Genomic DNA, 14,871 nt, shown 5'->3' with positions numbered 1-14,871 from the left:
GTGAAAGATTCGTAATTGTATCCTGGGCAAGCTGGATCAGGGATTAAAATTGATAACATTGTCTGACTGACCGCTCGCCAAAGGAAATTCAACTGAAAATGTGGTTCCTTCACCTAAAACACTATTTACCTTGATGCGACCACCAAGTAGTTCAACCAGGCTTCGAGTAACGGTTAAACCGATACCAGTGCCTTCAACCACATACTCTTGTCCCAGACGTTCAAATGGCTCGAATACCTTATTGATATTTTCGTCAGCGATTCCTATACCTGTATCGCTTACCTCAAATCTCACCCAACCCATACCGGTAGGATAGACATTGACATCAATCGAACCATTACTGCGATTATATTTGACGGCGTTGCCAATCAAATTAATCAAAATCTGTTTAAATTTAACCGGATCGGTTCTAAACCGCGCTGAATTCAATTCCCGAAAAACAAAATGCATGGTTAACCCATCCTTGGCAACCATATTGCGCATCATCGTCACCACCTCGCGCGTCACTTCCACAGGCGAAATCAATTCCTGTTGAATAGCTTGGCCACTCGCTTCAATTCTTGTAAGATCAAGAACCTCGTTTATGAGATTGAGCAGGTGCGTTCCCGCCGATACAATTTCAGTGACGTTTTCCAATTGCTCGGTACTAAGCCCGCGATCCAGTTTTAACAATTCACCAAACCCCAAAATGGCATTTAAGGGCGTCCTCAATTCGTGACTCATGCGGGAAAGAAATGACGACTTGGCGTTACTGGCCTCTTCAGCCTGTTTCTTCGCGATCTCAAGATCTCTAGTGCGTTCACGCACTCTGACTTCCAGACTGGTGTTCGCCTCGCGCAGGGCTTGCTCTATATTGAGCCGTTGAAAATACACGCCCAGCCTCGCACCAATTTCATTTATCAGACTACGTTCTTCCTGAAGAAATGGACCTTCATCAAGAGCCGGCATTTCTTCCAAGTAGACAACCTCTACCGAGCCCACAATCTCACCATCGCATTCAATATTACTTTTAATTACGTGTTCCGTTTCCCGAAACGTGCGCGATACGAAATGCTGACCAAGATAAATCAGACGCGAACAACTGATCTCAGGATATAAAAATGATGGCGGAATGGCTTCTACAACGGCTTGCAACTTCTTTTCGACAGCTTGGCTATTGTCGCTGAGTATGCGCGACAAATTATAAATACAATTTAGCTCTTTGATCCGTTCCTTTAATCGTGCGTTGCTGCTTTCAACCTGCTCTGTTCTCTTGATTAAACGACTTTCTTGTTCTGCCAGTTTTTTTGATGCCAAATTCAAAGATTCAACTAGCCTGTTTAGCTCGAGCGTCCCCATAGTAATAGGTAATTCTTTGCCGCGATTAACGGACAAACCTTGGGCAAATTCGGTCGCCACGCCTAAGGCCTTCATTTTTCTGGCGAGGAAAAGTTGTATTGCGAAGAATCCCAGAAAAAAAATAATCGTGCCCGCCACTACTGTTTGCTGCCAAATTTCACTCTGCTGTTGTCTCACAAAGTCGAGATCGGCAGTCACAAATGCCCAGCCACGCATCTCACCGGCAAACAGAATTGGAGACCAGGAATTAAAGCCTTTATCATCTATCAAATCGCCAGGCTCAACCAGCACGGGTAAATCAATCTTTCTCCCGCTGTATACGATCGCGACTTCCCCATCTTTTCGAGCAACCTCAGCGACAATGGTTCCTGTCGGATCGGTTACAATAATCGAATTGATGTCAGGAAAGCCGGTTGACTTCTGCAACAAGTTCTCTAACGCGACGTAGTCTTCCTCCACTAAGAAAAACATCGACGAGGCCGCAATATTCCTGACTAATGCGTCAACCTCACGATGTTTTTGTTGGATAAGCTTATCGGACTGTACGTTTACTTGAAAAGAACCATACAGCAAGGTGCCGATAAACATGCAAATCGACACGAGTACGGATATTTGTAAACTAAGCGAAAGATTCTTCATTTTTTATATCAATTAGCAACCACGTTATTATCAGTACCATAAATTCTGGTATCGCATAAACTGCGAAAAACACCTATCATCAGCCTTTAAACCTGGCAAGAACACGCGTGATAATTATTCCACCTTCTCTAACAAAGTAGAATAAATCGACAGTCCCAGCTTCTCCACTGGGCCATAATCCCTGTCATAGTCCGCCGCTACCGGCTTCTTGATTTTGACGTCTTTTAGCAGCTTTTCACCTTCCTCGGTTCCAGGCATTTGCAGTATGCTTACTCTCACTGCCTTCGCTACTTTTGCAGGGACAGAGGGATGTATCCCTACGGGATGGGGCGCCATTCCCGGTGTTTCATAAACTACCCGCAATCGCTCTCTTAGCCCCTTGCTCTCTCTCTCCAGCGTCCGATAAACCCCGCCACCGGCGGCATAGCGTTTGGTGGCTATCGCGCGATAGACATTATCGTGGCCTTTCAGGTAAACCGGTTTTATGTCCAGCTTCAATTCGTCCTTCAACAAGGAGCGTATATACAATGACGCCGCAAATGCATTCTCATCAGGAAATGCCACAGACATACCCTGAAGTTGTTCGACTTGAGTGATATTGGAATCGTCAGCGACGACCAGTATACCCTTTAACTGTTTACCGCTACTGCGAACCAATGGACTGTAACCATGTAACTTTCGCGCGACGATTAAATAACCTGGATTACCGTAAAAAAAATCCAGTTTACCTTGAATAACATCCAGCTCAAATTCTTCTCGCGTTTGATAGACTTTGAGCTTTATCTGATAACCCGAAGTCTTGCTTAGATGCTCAATGAATGGAGTCCACACCTTCGCCATGGTAATGGCCGACAACTGAGGGGCGCGGCCGAATACGTAAGTCTTTTCGGCGCTCGCTGGTGCTATATATGCCAAACAGACCATAATCAATATCACCAGTTGTTTCACCTTGTGTCTCCTTATCACTTTGCTTAAACACTAGAGAAGAAACAAGTTTAATACCAGAAATACAAAAAGGTGACACTTACTTTGCGGCTATCTTCGACCACCAGCATAGGATGCCACGCTAAAATTTAATCGCTTTTGATTAAACGGCTTGGCTAAAAAGCGGTGTTGACGAATGTGTTTGCGAAAAGTCGCTGCCTGGCAAGACTGTCTGGAGCAAAAAAGAATATGGTTATCCAGCGAACGCTGGCGCAATACAAAGGCTGAGACAAACCCCGTCCGCGGCGGCGGAAAACGGTTAAAAACCGATGCTTTCAGCTCATCCCTATCTCCGAAATTGAGCACCAGTGCGCCATCATGTCTAAGATTTCTGGCAAGTAAGTTAGCCCAGTTTCTATCAGCCGAAACAGCGCGACGGGGTATTCCATCGGCATGACTAAACAAGTCGTCGATTATCAAATCAAACTTGGCTCCGGCATAACTTTCCATCCATGCCACAGCATCCTGTTTACAAATATTTACATTCCGCTGATTCAGATCGAAGAATTTTCGCGCCACTGAAATATGAATTGCATCCCGTTCCACTACGACAATCTCATCCGGCGCAACAAAATGTCGCAACATGTGCACAACGGCACCGCCGCCCAATCCCAGTAGCAGAACTCGTTTGATCGAATTTTTTGGATGAAAAAATACCGGTAATGCCAACATGTCCCAGACACTGCCGGAAACGATATGTTGCGGGTGGTACTGGGTATGACAAACCCCATTGGCATAAAGACGACGGGATCGCCCCGCGCTTCTGACTTCATAATCGACGCCGTTAACCGTTTTCTGCCAGATAAGCGCCATTACGGTGTTTTCGGTGCAGCGAGCTCACGCAGGAAATTGAGATACTCTATTTCATTCCAGGGACGACCACCGAGGGCAATGAAACGGATTTTATTTTCCGGATCAACCAAATAAGTCGACGGTAACCCCCTGGGCTGCCATTGTTCGGAAATAACGCCATCTTTATCGAGCAAGGGAATCAAATCAGGAGTTACGATACTGGCGAAACTGAATACGGTATCTTCGTCTTCCGCGGTGTTGATCAATACTATTTGCCACTTGTCGCTTCCCAGTTGCGTGCTGATTTCCTGTATCGTCGGCATTTCCTTGCGACAGGGTCCGCACCAACTAGCCCAGAAATGGACGAACTTCCATTTTTTTTCCACTTTGCTAAGGTCAAAGTCATCGCCGTCAAGATTCTTGAGGCGAATCGTCGGCGCCATGCGACCGTCTTGTACGATGATGCCTTTTGGTGGAGTCGCAGCCTCAAGCATAACGCTGTAGAAAATACCTATCAGCAACAGGAATAACGCGCGCATTATGACGCCTCACATTTCAGATTGTCGAAACGCAATACCTTTTCACCCGCCGCTTTGTCCTGACCGACACGAAATCTCAGCTCCATTGAAAACGGCTGTCGGGTGTCCACCAAGGTGATGCTACCGCCTACTGGCTCATCATGGTGTAAGTCTCGTTGCTCAGGCAGAAGATACCAGCCAAACGTCGACTGATAAGAGAGAGCCAGCCCCAGACGGCTCCATTGATCTTTCCAGTATTTTCGATCGAGTCGCTTAAACGCTTTGTCGTCACTGAAAAACCGCCAGTTGTCCAATTCCAGCCAATGGACTTTTTCACTATGGTTGCGCATCAACACCGTCACATAACAAACTTTGGCGATTTCATCGAGGGCAAACTGTGGGAAACCACGCCCCTGGTGAAAGGCGGAAATATTTTCCTTACCGCGCGGAATCACCCGAACAGTGACATCCGCGTCTTCGTATTTCAGGTTACTCTCACCTTCTGCTGCCTGCGCCTGCCCTAAGGTGTAAGAACACATAAGCACGCAGCAAAACCTGACTAAACTCGATTTACCGCTCAATATGTCTCTATCCTCTTAACAAAAAACCTCGTACCCCGTAAAACTTTCAGGGAAAGTTTTTCGGTTCACGCCTATGCAGCGTTCCTCGTTCATAGGCGTAGGCCAATTGATATAACAATGCTTCGGAGTAGGGCCGTCCTAATATCTGTAAACCCGCGGGTAAACCTTCCGAGGTAAAACCCATTGGTACCGTTATCGCCGGTTGTCCGCTATGTGGTGCAATTATCGGGCTGTTATTACCGTGAGGACTATCAAGATCGCCAATTTCCCGTGGTGGATTGTTCCAGCTTGGATATACCAAGGCGTCTATCCCGCTTTTATCCATGGCGTTGATGACGGCGTCGAGTAACCGTTTACGTCGTGGATCTCCCTCGACATCCACGCAGGGTGGATTCTGTTTCTCGGGAGCGACATCGACAGACATGGCCCATTTCATGGCGCCGTCATTACCGGGCAAGAACTTACCCGAGGCGGCCACTTCGCCAAGGTTTTTTACTGGAGAACGATCACCCAGGCTTTGAAAATAGTGATCGATATCGTAACGAAAACGGCTGCAAAAGCCGGTGGCTTCCGTTAACGCCTTCAATCCGTCAATATCCAGAGGATCGACGATTTCCGCGCCTAATCGTTTTAAATCCTTAATCGCCTGTTCAAACAGGGTTTCGATATCCGGATCTGTCGTCGGCGTATCAGAAAGCGCGCGTAACACGCCTATACGTTTGCCCTGCAAGGCCTCATGGCTTAACTGACTATGGAAGTCCTTGGGCAGTTTTTTTTCTGCATCCCTGGTTACCGGATCGGTCGGATCTACGCCGGCGACAACGCTAAACACGCGCGCGTTGTCTTCTACCGTTCGCGTCATCGGACCACCGATATCGCGATTCAACACCAAAGGCACAATCCCATCCCTACTGGTCGCGCCTATAGTAGAACGCATACCCACCAGGGCGGTATGCGAAGAAGGACCGCGTATCGAATTGCCGGTATCACTACCCATACCGACCAAACCAAAATTGGCGGCAACCGCCGCGGCAGTGCCGCCACTCGATCCTGCCGGCACGCGATTCAAATCATATGGATTGCGTGTTTCGCCATGGGTGGAACTAATCGAGTGGTAAGGACTAAACGCCCATTCGGCCATATTTGACTTGGCTAGCATTATCGCCTCCTCTTCGCGCAAGCGTCGCACCATGAACGCGTCATCGGGAGGTATCACACCCTTTAATACCATCGAACCGGCTTCCGTCGGCATGTCTGCGGTATCGAAATTGTCCTTGAGAATTACTGGTACGCAATGCAGTGCGCGCATCGGTGCGCCACTTTCACGCTGACGATCCAGCGACTGCGCTTTTTCCTTCGCCCGGGGATTGATCAAAATGATTGCGTTAAGCTTACTACTCTGGTCGAAGTGTTCGATACGTTGTAAGTAGGCATCAACCACGCCAACACAAGTCTGCTTTCCAGCCTTCAAAGACTGTTGCAATTCCGATATCGTCAGTTCACCTAAGGCAAAGTGTTGTGCTTGTTGCGGTACTGTTGCGCAAGCAGAGAGTGTTAAAAAGACAAAAAACAAAACAGCGCGAGTGCGCCAGAAAATTTGGAAATGAGATGGCTTTTTCATCCGGCCATTGTTAATGAAAGCCCGCAGGATTGCAAAAGGATTTTAGCGATACTCCGCCGGGATAGGCATTGACTGAATTCACTGGCGCATGTGAACAAGGCGAAAACAAAAGAGAAAACTCATTTTACTTAAGAATGTGAGTATTTCGTTTTTGCGTTTGAATACTTTCCTCACTCGCGATGGTTAACGCATCATCCCTACAGATATTGGAGATAAGGACCACGTTGTAACCGCCGACAACAATCCCAGCAGAATTCGTCGCTGGCCCGATCCCATTGCTGAAAACCGCGCCCATCGTGCATAACGCAAAAGGTGTTATCACAATGTTCCAAACCGTAGGTGTGTCCCAATTCGTGTAACGCGAGTTTACACAGTCTTTTGCGTATCAGCCCGGCGTCAGCGGATACGCATAACTGACATACCGAAATTACCGCTGCCCGGCCGACAAAATCGGCCATCCCTTTGATGCCGTCGACAACATAGCGATAAAGATCCTCCGACATCACGCCGAGTATCCGACCGCCCTGGTGATCACGCAAAAAATCGAGCATACCGTCGGCAAAAACTTTTTGTTTACGTGGATGCAGGACCGAGGTAGGCGCCTGTTCCTGTTGTTCAAGTTGTGCGCAAAAACCCGAGGCATTCAAATCACAGGCAAGCTGCGACAGCAATAAACCATCGACACCGCTAAACGGTACGATGTGTATATCCCGTGCCTGACTCGATAACATCCCGGCGAGTGTACGTGAGACCATGCCAATCCCCCTACACAATCAGATAATAAGCGTCTTCTGCATAAGCCTACTGGCGAGTGATAACGGGATTAAAAACAAATTCAAAACGCTAAATTACTAACCGTAAACAGCGCTCATTCGATTATGTTTGCCCGGTTCTCACTCACCTGCTAACTCAATCAAAGTATACTTAAGTGTAGTAAGGGATTTAGCAAACACAAGTCGCTTAGTGTTTTCTGCCTACGACGACCACTTCTTTACCCTCGCCGAATAGATATACCTCGGGTTCCATATCGACTTCACGGAAGGCCTCGGATATCTCATTCGAGGTCAAAAAGTGATTACCCTGAATATGTTCGCTGAGATTCTGAAACGCCATTGCGCGATAGCCGGGATCACGCAGCAAACGTCTATCGCTCGGCCAGTTCGGTTCCCAGATTACCGCGCTGCCACCTGGACGCAGATTTTCGCTGAGTATGCGAAACACATTGTCTTTGTCGTCCCACACATGGTGTAACGCGCGATTCATCGCAATCAAATCCACCGGTTCATCGACAGTAAACTGGTGAATATCACCGGTACGGAACGACACCCGTTCCGCAACGCCATCCGCGACGGCGGCACTGGACGCCTGATTGATGTTTTCTTCAAAACCATCGAGACCAATACCACGCAAATGTGGGTAGCGTTTGGCCATGCGCCGCAGATACCAGCCGTTGCCGCAACCCAGGTCAACCGCTAGTCCCTGACGACGGTTGATTTCGGCGTAAACCGGCACCTTGGGCAGTATTTGCTGTTCAAGGAAGGGACCAAATAAGGCCTCAAGCATGGGACCAAACCACGGCAGAATCATTGATCGTTCCGCCAAAACCTTTTCACCCGGACGTTCGCCACTGCGCATCAGTTCGGCGGCACGATCGGCCATGTGCGCCGACAAAATCGACTGTATGGCGAAAGGCATAAGCGAACCCACGGTGTCCGGTACAAAGGCGCGGCCAAGCTCGGTCAGGCTGAATCGACCTTGATCGTCTTCCTCAAGTAATTCGAAACCATAGGCCGCATCACACCAACGACGTGTATAGCCCACATCAATTGTTGCGGCTTCGGCTAAATCCTCGACGCCTGCCCGTCCCATAGAAGAAAGCTTTTCGAAAAGGTAGTTGGTGACGCCTATATAGGCGACATTGAGCATTAAAGAGCCCTGCACTTTCTGCAGCAGACTCTGCATGAGTTGTTGATTCATAATCTTCCCTTGTGTTTTATCAGTATAGTTATTATTTTTTGGTATTCGAGTTCAAATTATTTGTTAATCAGCACCTCCAGTCGTTGTTGTATGTTTTGTGTCACTGGCAATAACCGTTTGCGCATTACCGTCCCAACCGAATCTGTTTGCGACAATATAGGGTTCAATATATTTTGCGACACCAGTGCAAGTTCACTAATCGCATTCCATTGTGCTTGATTCGTCGCGCTCATACACGCCACATTAATTCCAAAAGTCTCGTTCAAACGCTGCGCAAATACCGGCACGGCTTCCCAACTTGCTGGCGCCAATCCTAACGGGTTCGCCCACTGAAAATAACGATGGATGGTGTCGCACATAAATATCGCGGCATCCTGATTGGGAATTCGGTCTAACACCTCCAGCATCCCCTTGATAAATTTCTGTCCGCTCTCGCCAAATAAGTGTTCGATACCTGCGCGTAGATTGTTATCGTCTAATTCTTCAAGTAATTTCGGCTTTTTTTCGACCGTAATGTCTTCCGGCACGATAGTCGGGTTTGCGGCCAAAAAACCCAGACGTATGCCTGCACGACGTTTACCCTTTTGCCACAAACTCTTTAACTCTTCTTCCTGCATTACCCCGGCACGTACCGCCTGTTGCGCGGCCTTAATCATTGCCAAGGGGTCTTCCTCAAAGGGCAGAAATTCAATTAAAAAATTGACCAATTCCTTTGCCAGCTCACTATCACGCACCAGTTGATGCTCCAATAAGTGACAGGCGTTTTCCGAATTCGTCATACACCACCACGCACGGCGGGCGATGTCGTAAGTCAGGTTTTGCGATTGCACCACCGCCAAAACCGCCTCCGGTTCACCGATTTTTAACAGGCCTTCGAGCTTCTCACTCTTGATCTGCCCCATGCGATTCCAACGTTGCAGATAGACCGGAAATCCTTCCGGTGAGTTCAAGGCAAAACCGGACAATAACTGTCGAACCTGTCGCAAATAACGCTCGTCATTACAATTCGGTGACAAACGCATGTTCAGTTCGCGATCCGGGAGCAAGGCATATAAAGTCATGGTCGACTCATTGATACGCACCGCTTCTACCGGTTGTTGCATTAATACGTTTAGACGCAAGGCGTCTTCATTAGAGATATTCATATTCAATAGAAAATAAACCTAAGTGTCCTGCAATTGAACTCGCTAGCGAGTGAGAACAGGGTAAATTAATCGAATTCACGCAGTTTGCCGTTTATAAAAAAGCAATGCGGATTTGTTTTTAACGCTTATATCACTCCGTAGATGACTTAAGCAGAGGATACCTAATTCAACTGCACCCGCTGCCCCCACGGCACTTCCCGCTTCCCCTTCACCAACCAGATCACCGGAAAATTCGGCGCCAGTTTCGGAAATACACCTTCGGCATCGGTAAAATAAATCAACAAATCCGGTCGCAGGAATTCCTTTTCGATATATTCAAAAACTGGTTTAAACGATGTACCGCCACCACCTTGCAAGTCTTTGGGTATCTCCAGGGTTTCCCAGGCTTCAAACGTCAACGGCGTCGGCGGTGTGATTTCCGCATCACAGGCAAACAAGGTGATCCGCGCCCGCGCCTGTCCCTTGATCGCATCGATTTCGCTGATAAAGCGATTGAGTTCCGCATTTGTCACCGAACCACTGGTATCCAGTACCACAAACACATCCGCGTATTCGCTGCGCAGTGAGGGATAAATCACATCGCCACCGCGACGTGACGACGGCCGATGATACTTGTAATCGTCTCGCGCAATCTGGCTCATGTAATAGGCCAACATATTGCGCCACGGTAATTGCGCATCCAGCAGCGATTTAATCATGCGCTTCAGGTCGCCTTTCAACTTGCCGGCCTGCGCCGCCTGTTGTAGTGCATTGGTCAGTCGCGTCTGCCATTGCTTGTCGAGCAAACTGCTTTCCTGCGCGCTCATATTGTTTTTATCCCGTTGCTCGCTTTGACCTTCGCCACCCTCGTCGCCGAACATGTGATCGTCCTGGCGCTCCTTGTCCTCGTGTTCTTCCATGTAGGGGTAGATTTCTTCGGCGGTCATACCGTCGAAACTGGCTTCGTAAAGCGTTCCCGGTGGGCCGTTCATGCCTTCGGCCTTGAGGATGCTGTTGACCGCAAAATCACAGGCAAGATCCCAGCGGGTTTTGTCGCGTTGGCCCTTGCGCGCAAAGTGCGACAGACCACAATGCAAGGCCTCATGTGCCAACACATGCAGGGTTTCCGCAGGCGTTAACGCGTCGATATATTCTTCGTTGTAAAAGATCTTTTTGGCATTGGTCGCCGTTGTTTTGCACCAATCTCCCTGTGCGGGTTTCAGTTCCAGGTGTAAAACGAGCGATCCGATGAACGGATGATCGAGTACAAGTCGGGTGCGCGCGCGTGAGAGTTTCTGTTCGCGTTCAGTACTCATGTCACGCGTCAATCGCCAAACATCACATCGGCGACATCATTAGCCCATTGCGCAAATTCGGGCACGGCAAACAAGGGTTGACCAATGGCGCGATGCATATCGGACACCAGCATCACCGCCAATTCTTTCTTGGGAAAACGCGTGGCAAACTGCAGGATGTTGCCGTGAATACGCTCTGCCTCATCGTGTTCTTTTGCCCGTATCGCATGCCCAACCAGGGCCGAGGCGATGGCGTATTGCAAATCGATAGAGGACGGGATATCCACCGTACCACCCTGGGTGATGACTTCGATATCCGGCAACTCGTCGAGATTCTTGATAAACGCATGCAATTCAATTCCGGCGGTGTCACCGACACAGGCCTGAAGCGCGCCCAACAACAATTGATCGTAGTCGCCAAACTTATGCAAGGCACGATGGGCAAACTCCCAGGAACGCGGCGACGGAAAGGCCTGCAGGTTCACACTCGGGTCAAAGTCGAATAAACGCTCGGGACGAAAACGCAAAAAGGCAATCACGCGATCATCGATGCGATGCTGATAGGCCCAGGTCACCCAGTCTTCCAGATTGACCTCGACTTCGTAGTGAGAAAATCGATTTGCCAATGGTGCAGGCATGCTATAGGTCACACCGCGATCCCCCTGGCGATTACCGGCGGCGAACACCGCCCAACCGGGTGGTATCTCATATTCGCCGAGTTTGCGATCGAGGATTAATTGGTATGCGGCCGCAGAGACACTCGGTGGCGCCGAGGTAATCTCATCGAGAAACAAAATACCGACGGGCCCGTGTCTGTCCGCATGGGGCAAATTGGCCGGCACCGCCCACTCCACCTGACCGTCGCGCTGAAACGGGATACCGCGCAAATCGCTCGGCTCCATTTGTGATAAACGAATATCGATCACTGGCACCTGGTGTTGCTGCGCAATCTGCGCCACCATCTGGGACTTACCCACACCGGGCGGCCCCCACAACATCACCGGGGTATGAGTACCGCTGGCGGCACTCAGGAATTCACGTTCGAGGACTACAAGAATATCGCTAGGGCGCATCGTTCTTCCTGGGTCTGAGTCAGTTTTTATCCTATCGAATCAATGGGGAATGCTGTATACCCCATTGTGGGTAGTGGGATTAACGATAAGCGTCGGAAAATACTGATAAAAAACCTTGATCTATGGATAAGAATTTAGCCATGCCGGCTAAGAGGTTAATCGTATTCAGAATATTTACGCGCACTACCCTTTACCTTGTCGGCCGGGTATTTCTCGGCATTAATGCGCATTTTCTCCTCACATGCGGCCAAGATGTCGATATTGAGTATTTGCGCCAGACGCAGCAGATAGAGCTGCACATCGGCCATTTCCTGCTGGATTTCCGCGAGTTTCTTGTCCGACAAGCCCTCGCTCTGCTCCGGGGTCAGCCACTGGAAGTGCTCCAATAACTCCGCCGCCTCTACCGTCAGGGCCATGGCAATATTCTTAGGGGTATGGAACTGCTCCCAATCCCGCTCCCGTGCGAATTTCGCAAGCTGTTGTTGTAACGACTCAATACTCGACATCAATATTTCCTGTGAACTCTAGTAGGTAGCGTATGGTCATACGATTTACGCGTGAAAACAAGGAGCCATGATGCAAAACCGTAACTGGTTAGTCCAACAAATCAAATCATTTCCCTGGGTTTTCCTGAGTGCAGTGTTATTAGTCAGGGTGGGTGTGGCAGAAGCCAATTGGGTCCCCACTGGCTCTATGCAGCCCACTCTGCCTATTGGTGACTACCTCGTCATCAATAAAACCGCCTATGGCGTCAGCCTGCCCTTCGTCGATAAATCCCCGATACAGTGGGATACCCCTAAACGGGGCGACATCGTAACCTTTGACCCACAACATACCGAAGATCGACTCATCAAACGCGTGATCGGCGTCGCTGGCGATACCATCGAAGTACGCAATGGCCTGACCTTTCTCAATGGCAAACGACTTGCGCTACAACAACGTGGTGGTTTCATCGAAGAAGCGCTCGGTGAACAACACTATTTAACTACCCCCGCCTATCCCACCCACTTCGGCCCGGTGACCGTGCCCGAAGGTCACCTGTTTATGATGGGCGACAACCGCAGCAATAGCGCCGACTCCCGCTTCTGGGGATTTCTGCCCGTAGAACGGGTGCGCGGCAAGGCAGTGATGCGACTGTTCACCACCGCGTGGTTAAGCGGCGAAGATTTTGGCGCCAGTTTTGGTAGCCTGTATCCTAACTAATACATCAGGTATCCTCTGATTACGTCAGAGGATACCGAGCTCCCCCATGAATATTCTCATTACCGGCGCGACTGGGTTTCTTGGTCGCGCATTGTGTACGCAACTACATGCTCAGAATCATATTTTGTGGGTTTATACCCGCAATACTGCGAAGGCTCGCCAGTTACTTGGTGAAAAGGCCAAGCACTTTGTTTCACGCTTCGACGAAATTCCCGACGATGCATCCATCGATGCGATCGTAAATCTCGCCGGTGAACCGATACTATTCAAGCGCTGGACAAAAAAACGCAAACAACAACTGGAAAACAGCCGCATCGGCGTCACCGATCAATTGCTGGCACTAATACGTCGGCTGGATAAAAAACCCGAGTTACTCATTAGTGGATCTGCGGTTGGCTATTACGGCAATCGCGGCGACAGAAAACTCACCGAGGCCTCCCACGGCGAAGAAGACTTCGGACACCGCTTGTGTGCCGCATGGGAGAGTCGCGCGATTATGGCGCGTGCCTATGGTGTGCGCGTGTGTATCGTGCGAACCGGTGTCGTGCTCGACAAAGATGGTGGCATGTTACAAGGGTTGTTACCACCATTTAAACTTGGCCTCGGCGGACGCATCGGCAACGGTCGCCAATGGATGTCTTGGATACATCTTGAGGACTGGATTGGGATTGTGATGATGTTGATCGCGCGTAGAGATCTGGATGGAATTTTTAATGCGACTGCGCCGCTGCCGGTGACGAATGCCTACTTTACGGCGATGTTGGCGAAGTTGTTACATCGACCGGCGTTTTTTCATATTCCGGCGCCGGTTTTGCGGTTGTTACTGGGTGAGAATGCCGAGGTATTGCTCGGCGGACAGCGGGTGTTTCCCAAGGCGATTAGTGATGCGGGGTATGAGTTTCGGTTTGGGGATTTGAGGGGGGCTTTGGGGGCTGCGATTTCATCTTGTAATTCCGCTTCAGAATAGACGTAGACATATTTTCCTCCGATTCATATTTAAAACGGGGGATGACATCTATTCGAAGCGGAAGACAAGAGAACAGCGTTTACTAAATCAGCACTGCCTTGTTGCTATGATCTATTCTGTTTGTTTGATTATGGAAGGCGAATTAAAAAAAGCGAACCATGTTTTTGGTGATGGGGGGTGGCTGAGGTCTTCACCTTTTGGTGAATTGCGTTCACTTCTAGGGTTGGGTTGCGTTTGAGGTCTAGTGTTTTCTCTGATCGAATTAAAATTAACGATACCTATTAGAGTGGTAACAATAATTCCAACAATCATTGAAACGATTTTGAGATAGCGAAAAATTTTCATCTAGTGAGTCTTCCTTTTTCAAAAAAGAGCGATTTTTCATAGCACTCATTCTCCATCCCCCTCAGATAGTGTTGTGCTTTCCTTCCATTTTAATACGGCCTCCATGCGTAAGCTTCCCCAAAAAGTAGACAAGTCAAAAGTAGAGAATTCTGGCAAACTAGACCCAGGAGGCTCTAATGAAGAAGTCAAAATTTACAGAAACACAAATTGTATCGATACTGAAGGAAGCGGAGGCCGGAATCGGTGTTCAGGAGATCTGCCGCAAACACGGGATCAGTTCGCCAACCTATTACAAGTGGAAGTCCAAATACGGAGGACTGGAAGCGTCTGAGTTAAAGCGAATAAAAGACCTGGAGTCTGAAAATGCCAAGCTCAAACGTATGTATGCGGATATGGCATTGGAAAACACTGCGC

The 14,871-nt window shown here is 49.0% G+C and carries 15 protein-coding genes; 3 read left to right on the top strand and 12 right to left on the bottom strand.

The features are described 5' to 3' along the window. Positions 1 to 36 precede the first annotated feature (36 nt). The 12 genes from OEZ43_09540 to OEZ43_09485 all read right to left on the bottom strand — a co-directional run bounded on the left by OEZ43_09540 (position 37) and on the right by OEZ43_09485 (position 12,448). On the bottom strand, positions 37 to 1,977 hold the full coding sequence (locus tag OEZ43_09540) for an ATP-binding protein (GenBank protein ID MDH5545824.1): 1,941 nt from the start codon (positions 1,975 to 1,977) through the stop codon (positions 37 to 39). 114 nt (positions 1,978 to 2,091) lie between these two features. After that, complete coding sequence (locus tag OEZ43_09535; GenBank protein MDH5545823.1) at positions 2,092 to 2,925, bottom strand: phosphate/phosphite/phosphonate ABC transporter substrate-binding protein; 834 nt, start codon at positions 2,923 to 2,925, stop codon at positions 2,092 to 2,094. Positions 2,926 to 3,012: 87 nt separating this feature from the next. Next, on the bottom strand, positions 3,013 to 3,774 hold the full coding sequence (locus OEZ43_09530; protein MDH5545822.1) for a hypothetical protein: 762 nt from the start codon (positions 3,772 to 3,774) through the stop codon (positions 3,013 to 3,015). Next, positions 3,774 to 4,292 carry a TlpA family protein disulfide reductase gene (locus OEZ43_09525; GenBank protein MDH5545821.1) on the bottom strand — a complete coding sequence of 173 codons (519 nt, stop codon included), beginning with the start codon at positions 4,290 to 4,292 and terminating at the stop codon, positions 3,774 to 3,776. The genes OEZ43_09530 and OEZ43_09525 overlap by 1 nt, the downstream gene beginning before the upstream one ends. Then, positions 4,292 to 4,852 (bottom strand): hypothetical protein, encoded by a 561-nt coding sequence (locus OEZ43_09520; GenBank protein ID MDH5545820.1) that lies wholly within the window; start codon positions 4,850 to 4,852, stop codon positions 4,292 to 4,294. Before OEZ43_09520 ends, OEZ43_09525 begins: the two co-directional genes overlap by 1 nt. Positions 4,853 to 4,898: 46 nt before the next feature. Then, positions 4,899 to 6,473 carry an amidase family protein gene (locus tag OEZ43_09515; protein ID MDH5545819.1) on the bottom strand — a complete coding sequence of 525 codons (1,575 nt, stop codon included), beginning with the start codon at positions 6,471 to 6,473 and terminating at the stop codon, positions 4,899 to 4,901. A gap of 197 nt (positions 6,474 to 6,670) precedes the next feature. Next, positions 6,671 to 7,228 (bottom strand): archaemetzincin, encoded by a 558-nt coding sequence (locus tag OEZ43_09510; GenBank protein MDH5545818.1) that lies wholly within the window; start codon positions 7,226 to 7,228, stop codon positions 6,671 to 6,673. A 205-nt stretch (positions 7,229 to 7,433) separates the two neighbouring features. After that, positions 7,434 to 8,450 carry a methyltransferase domain-containing protein gene (locus OEZ43_09505; GenBank protein ID MDH5545817.1) on the bottom strand — a complete coding sequence of 339 codons (1,017 nt, stop codon included), beginning with the start codon at positions 8,448 to 8,450 and terminating at the stop codon, positions 7,434 to 7,436. A gap of 56 nt (positions 8,451 to 8,506) precedes the next feature. Further along, positions 8,507 to 9,601, bottom strand: coding sequence for a hypothetical protein (locus OEZ43_09500; protein ID MDH5545816.1), 1,095 nt, complete (start codon positions 9,599 to 9,601; stop codon positions 8,507 to 8,509). A 155-nt stretch (positions 9,602 to 9,756) separates the two neighbouring features. Beyond that, positions 9,757 to 10,890, bottom strand: a complete 1,134-nt coding sequence (locus tag OEZ43_09495) for a VWA-like domain-containing protein (GenBank protein MDH5545815.1) — start codon at positions 10,888 to 10,890, stop codon at positions 9,757 to 9,759. Between the two features lie 8 nt (positions 10,891 to 10,898). After that, on the bottom strand, positions 10,899 to 11,942 hold the full coding sequence (locus tag OEZ43_09490; protein MDH5545814.1) for a MoxR family ATPase: 1,044 nt from the start codon (positions 11,940 to 11,942) through the stop codon (positions 10,899 to 10,901). 155 nt (positions 11,943 to 12,097) lie between these two features. Continuing rightward, positions 12,098 to 12,448 (bottom strand): nucleotide pyrophosphohydrolase, encoded by a 351-nt coding sequence (locus tag OEZ43_09485; GenBank protein MDH5545813.1) that lies wholly within the window; start codon positions 12,446 to 12,448, stop codon positions 12,098 to 12,100. Positions 12,449 to 12,515: 67 nt separating this feature from the next. On the opposite strand from OEZ43_09485, the gene lepB reads away from it, so the two are divergent. From lepB to OEZ43_09470, 3 genes are all read left to right on the top strand, one after another. Further along, positions 12,516 to 13,145, top strand: a complete 630-nt coding sequence (lepB, locus tag OEZ43_09480; protein ID MDH5545812.1) for a signal peptidase I — start codon at positions 12,516 to 12,518, stop codon at positions 13,143 to 13,145. 46 nt (positions 13,146 to 13,191) lie between these two features. Beyond that, a complete protein-coding gene (locus tag OEZ43_09475; GenBank protein MDH5545811.1) occupies positions 13,192 to 14,112 on the top strand; it encodes a TIGR01777 family oxidoreductase in 921 nt (306 codons plus the stop codon). Between the two features lie 521 nt (positions 14,113 to 14,633). Further along, positions 14,634 to 14,871 (top strand): transposase (locus tag OEZ43_09470; GenBank protein ID MDH5545810.1); only part of this gene is annotated, 238 nt, incomplete at its 3' end.

This window comes from Gammaproteobacteria bacterium (assembly GCA_029881255.1).
GTDB lineage: Bacteria > Pseudomonadota > Gammaproteobacteria > S012-40 > S012-40 > JAOUMY01.
Note: the sequence above shows the minus strand (reverse complement) of the source record. Positions and strands in the feature narration are given on the sequence as shown.

Excerpts from the sequence above, each read along its gene's own strand:
- OEZ43_09540 (MDH5545824.1), bottom strand. The coding sequence starts at position 1,977 with ATGAAGAATCTTTCGCTTAGTTTACAAATATCCGTACTCGTGTCGATT.
- OEZ43_09530 (MDH5545822.1), bottom strand. The coding sequence starts at position 3,774 with ATGGCGCTTATCTGGCAGAAAACGGTTAACGGCGTCGATTATGAAGTC.
- OEZ43_09525 (MDH5545821.1), bottom strand. The coding sequence starts at position 4,292 with ATGCGCGCGTTATTCCTGTTGCTGATAGGTATTTTCTACAGCGTTATG.
- OEZ43_09515 (MDH5545819.1), bottom strand. The coding sequence starts at position 6,473 with ATGAAAAAGCCATCTCATTTCCAAATTTTCTGGCGCACTCGCGCTGTT.
- OEZ43_09510 (MDH5545818.1), bottom strand. The coding sequence starts at position 7,228 with ATGGTCTCACGTACACTCGCCGGGATGTTATCGAGTCAGGCACGGGAT.
- OEZ43_09505 (MDH5545817.1), bottom strand. The coding sequence starts at position 8,450 with ATGAATCAACAACTCATGCAGAGTCTGCTGCAGAAAGTGCAGGGCTCT.
- OEZ43_09495 (MDH5545815.1), bottom strand. The coding sequence starts at position 10,890 with ATGAGTACTGAACGCGAACAGAAACTCTCACGCGCGCGCACCCGACTT.
- OEZ43_09490 (MDH5545814.1), bottom strand. The coding sequence starts at position 11,942 with ATGCGCCCTAGCGATATTCTTGTAGTCCTCGAACGTGAATTCCTGAGT.
- OEZ43_09485 (MDH5545813.1), bottom strand. The coding sequence starts at position 12,448 with ATGTCGAGTATTGAGTCGTTACAACAACAGCTTGCGAAATTCGCACGG.
- lepB (MDH5545812.1), top strand. The coding sequence starts at position 12,516 with ATGATGCAAAACCGTAACTGGTTAGTCCAACAAATCAAATCATTTCCC.
- OEZ43_09475 (MDH5545811.1), top strand. The coding sequence starts at position 13,192 with ATGAATATTCTCATTACCGGCGCGACTGGGTTTCTTGGTCGCGCATTG.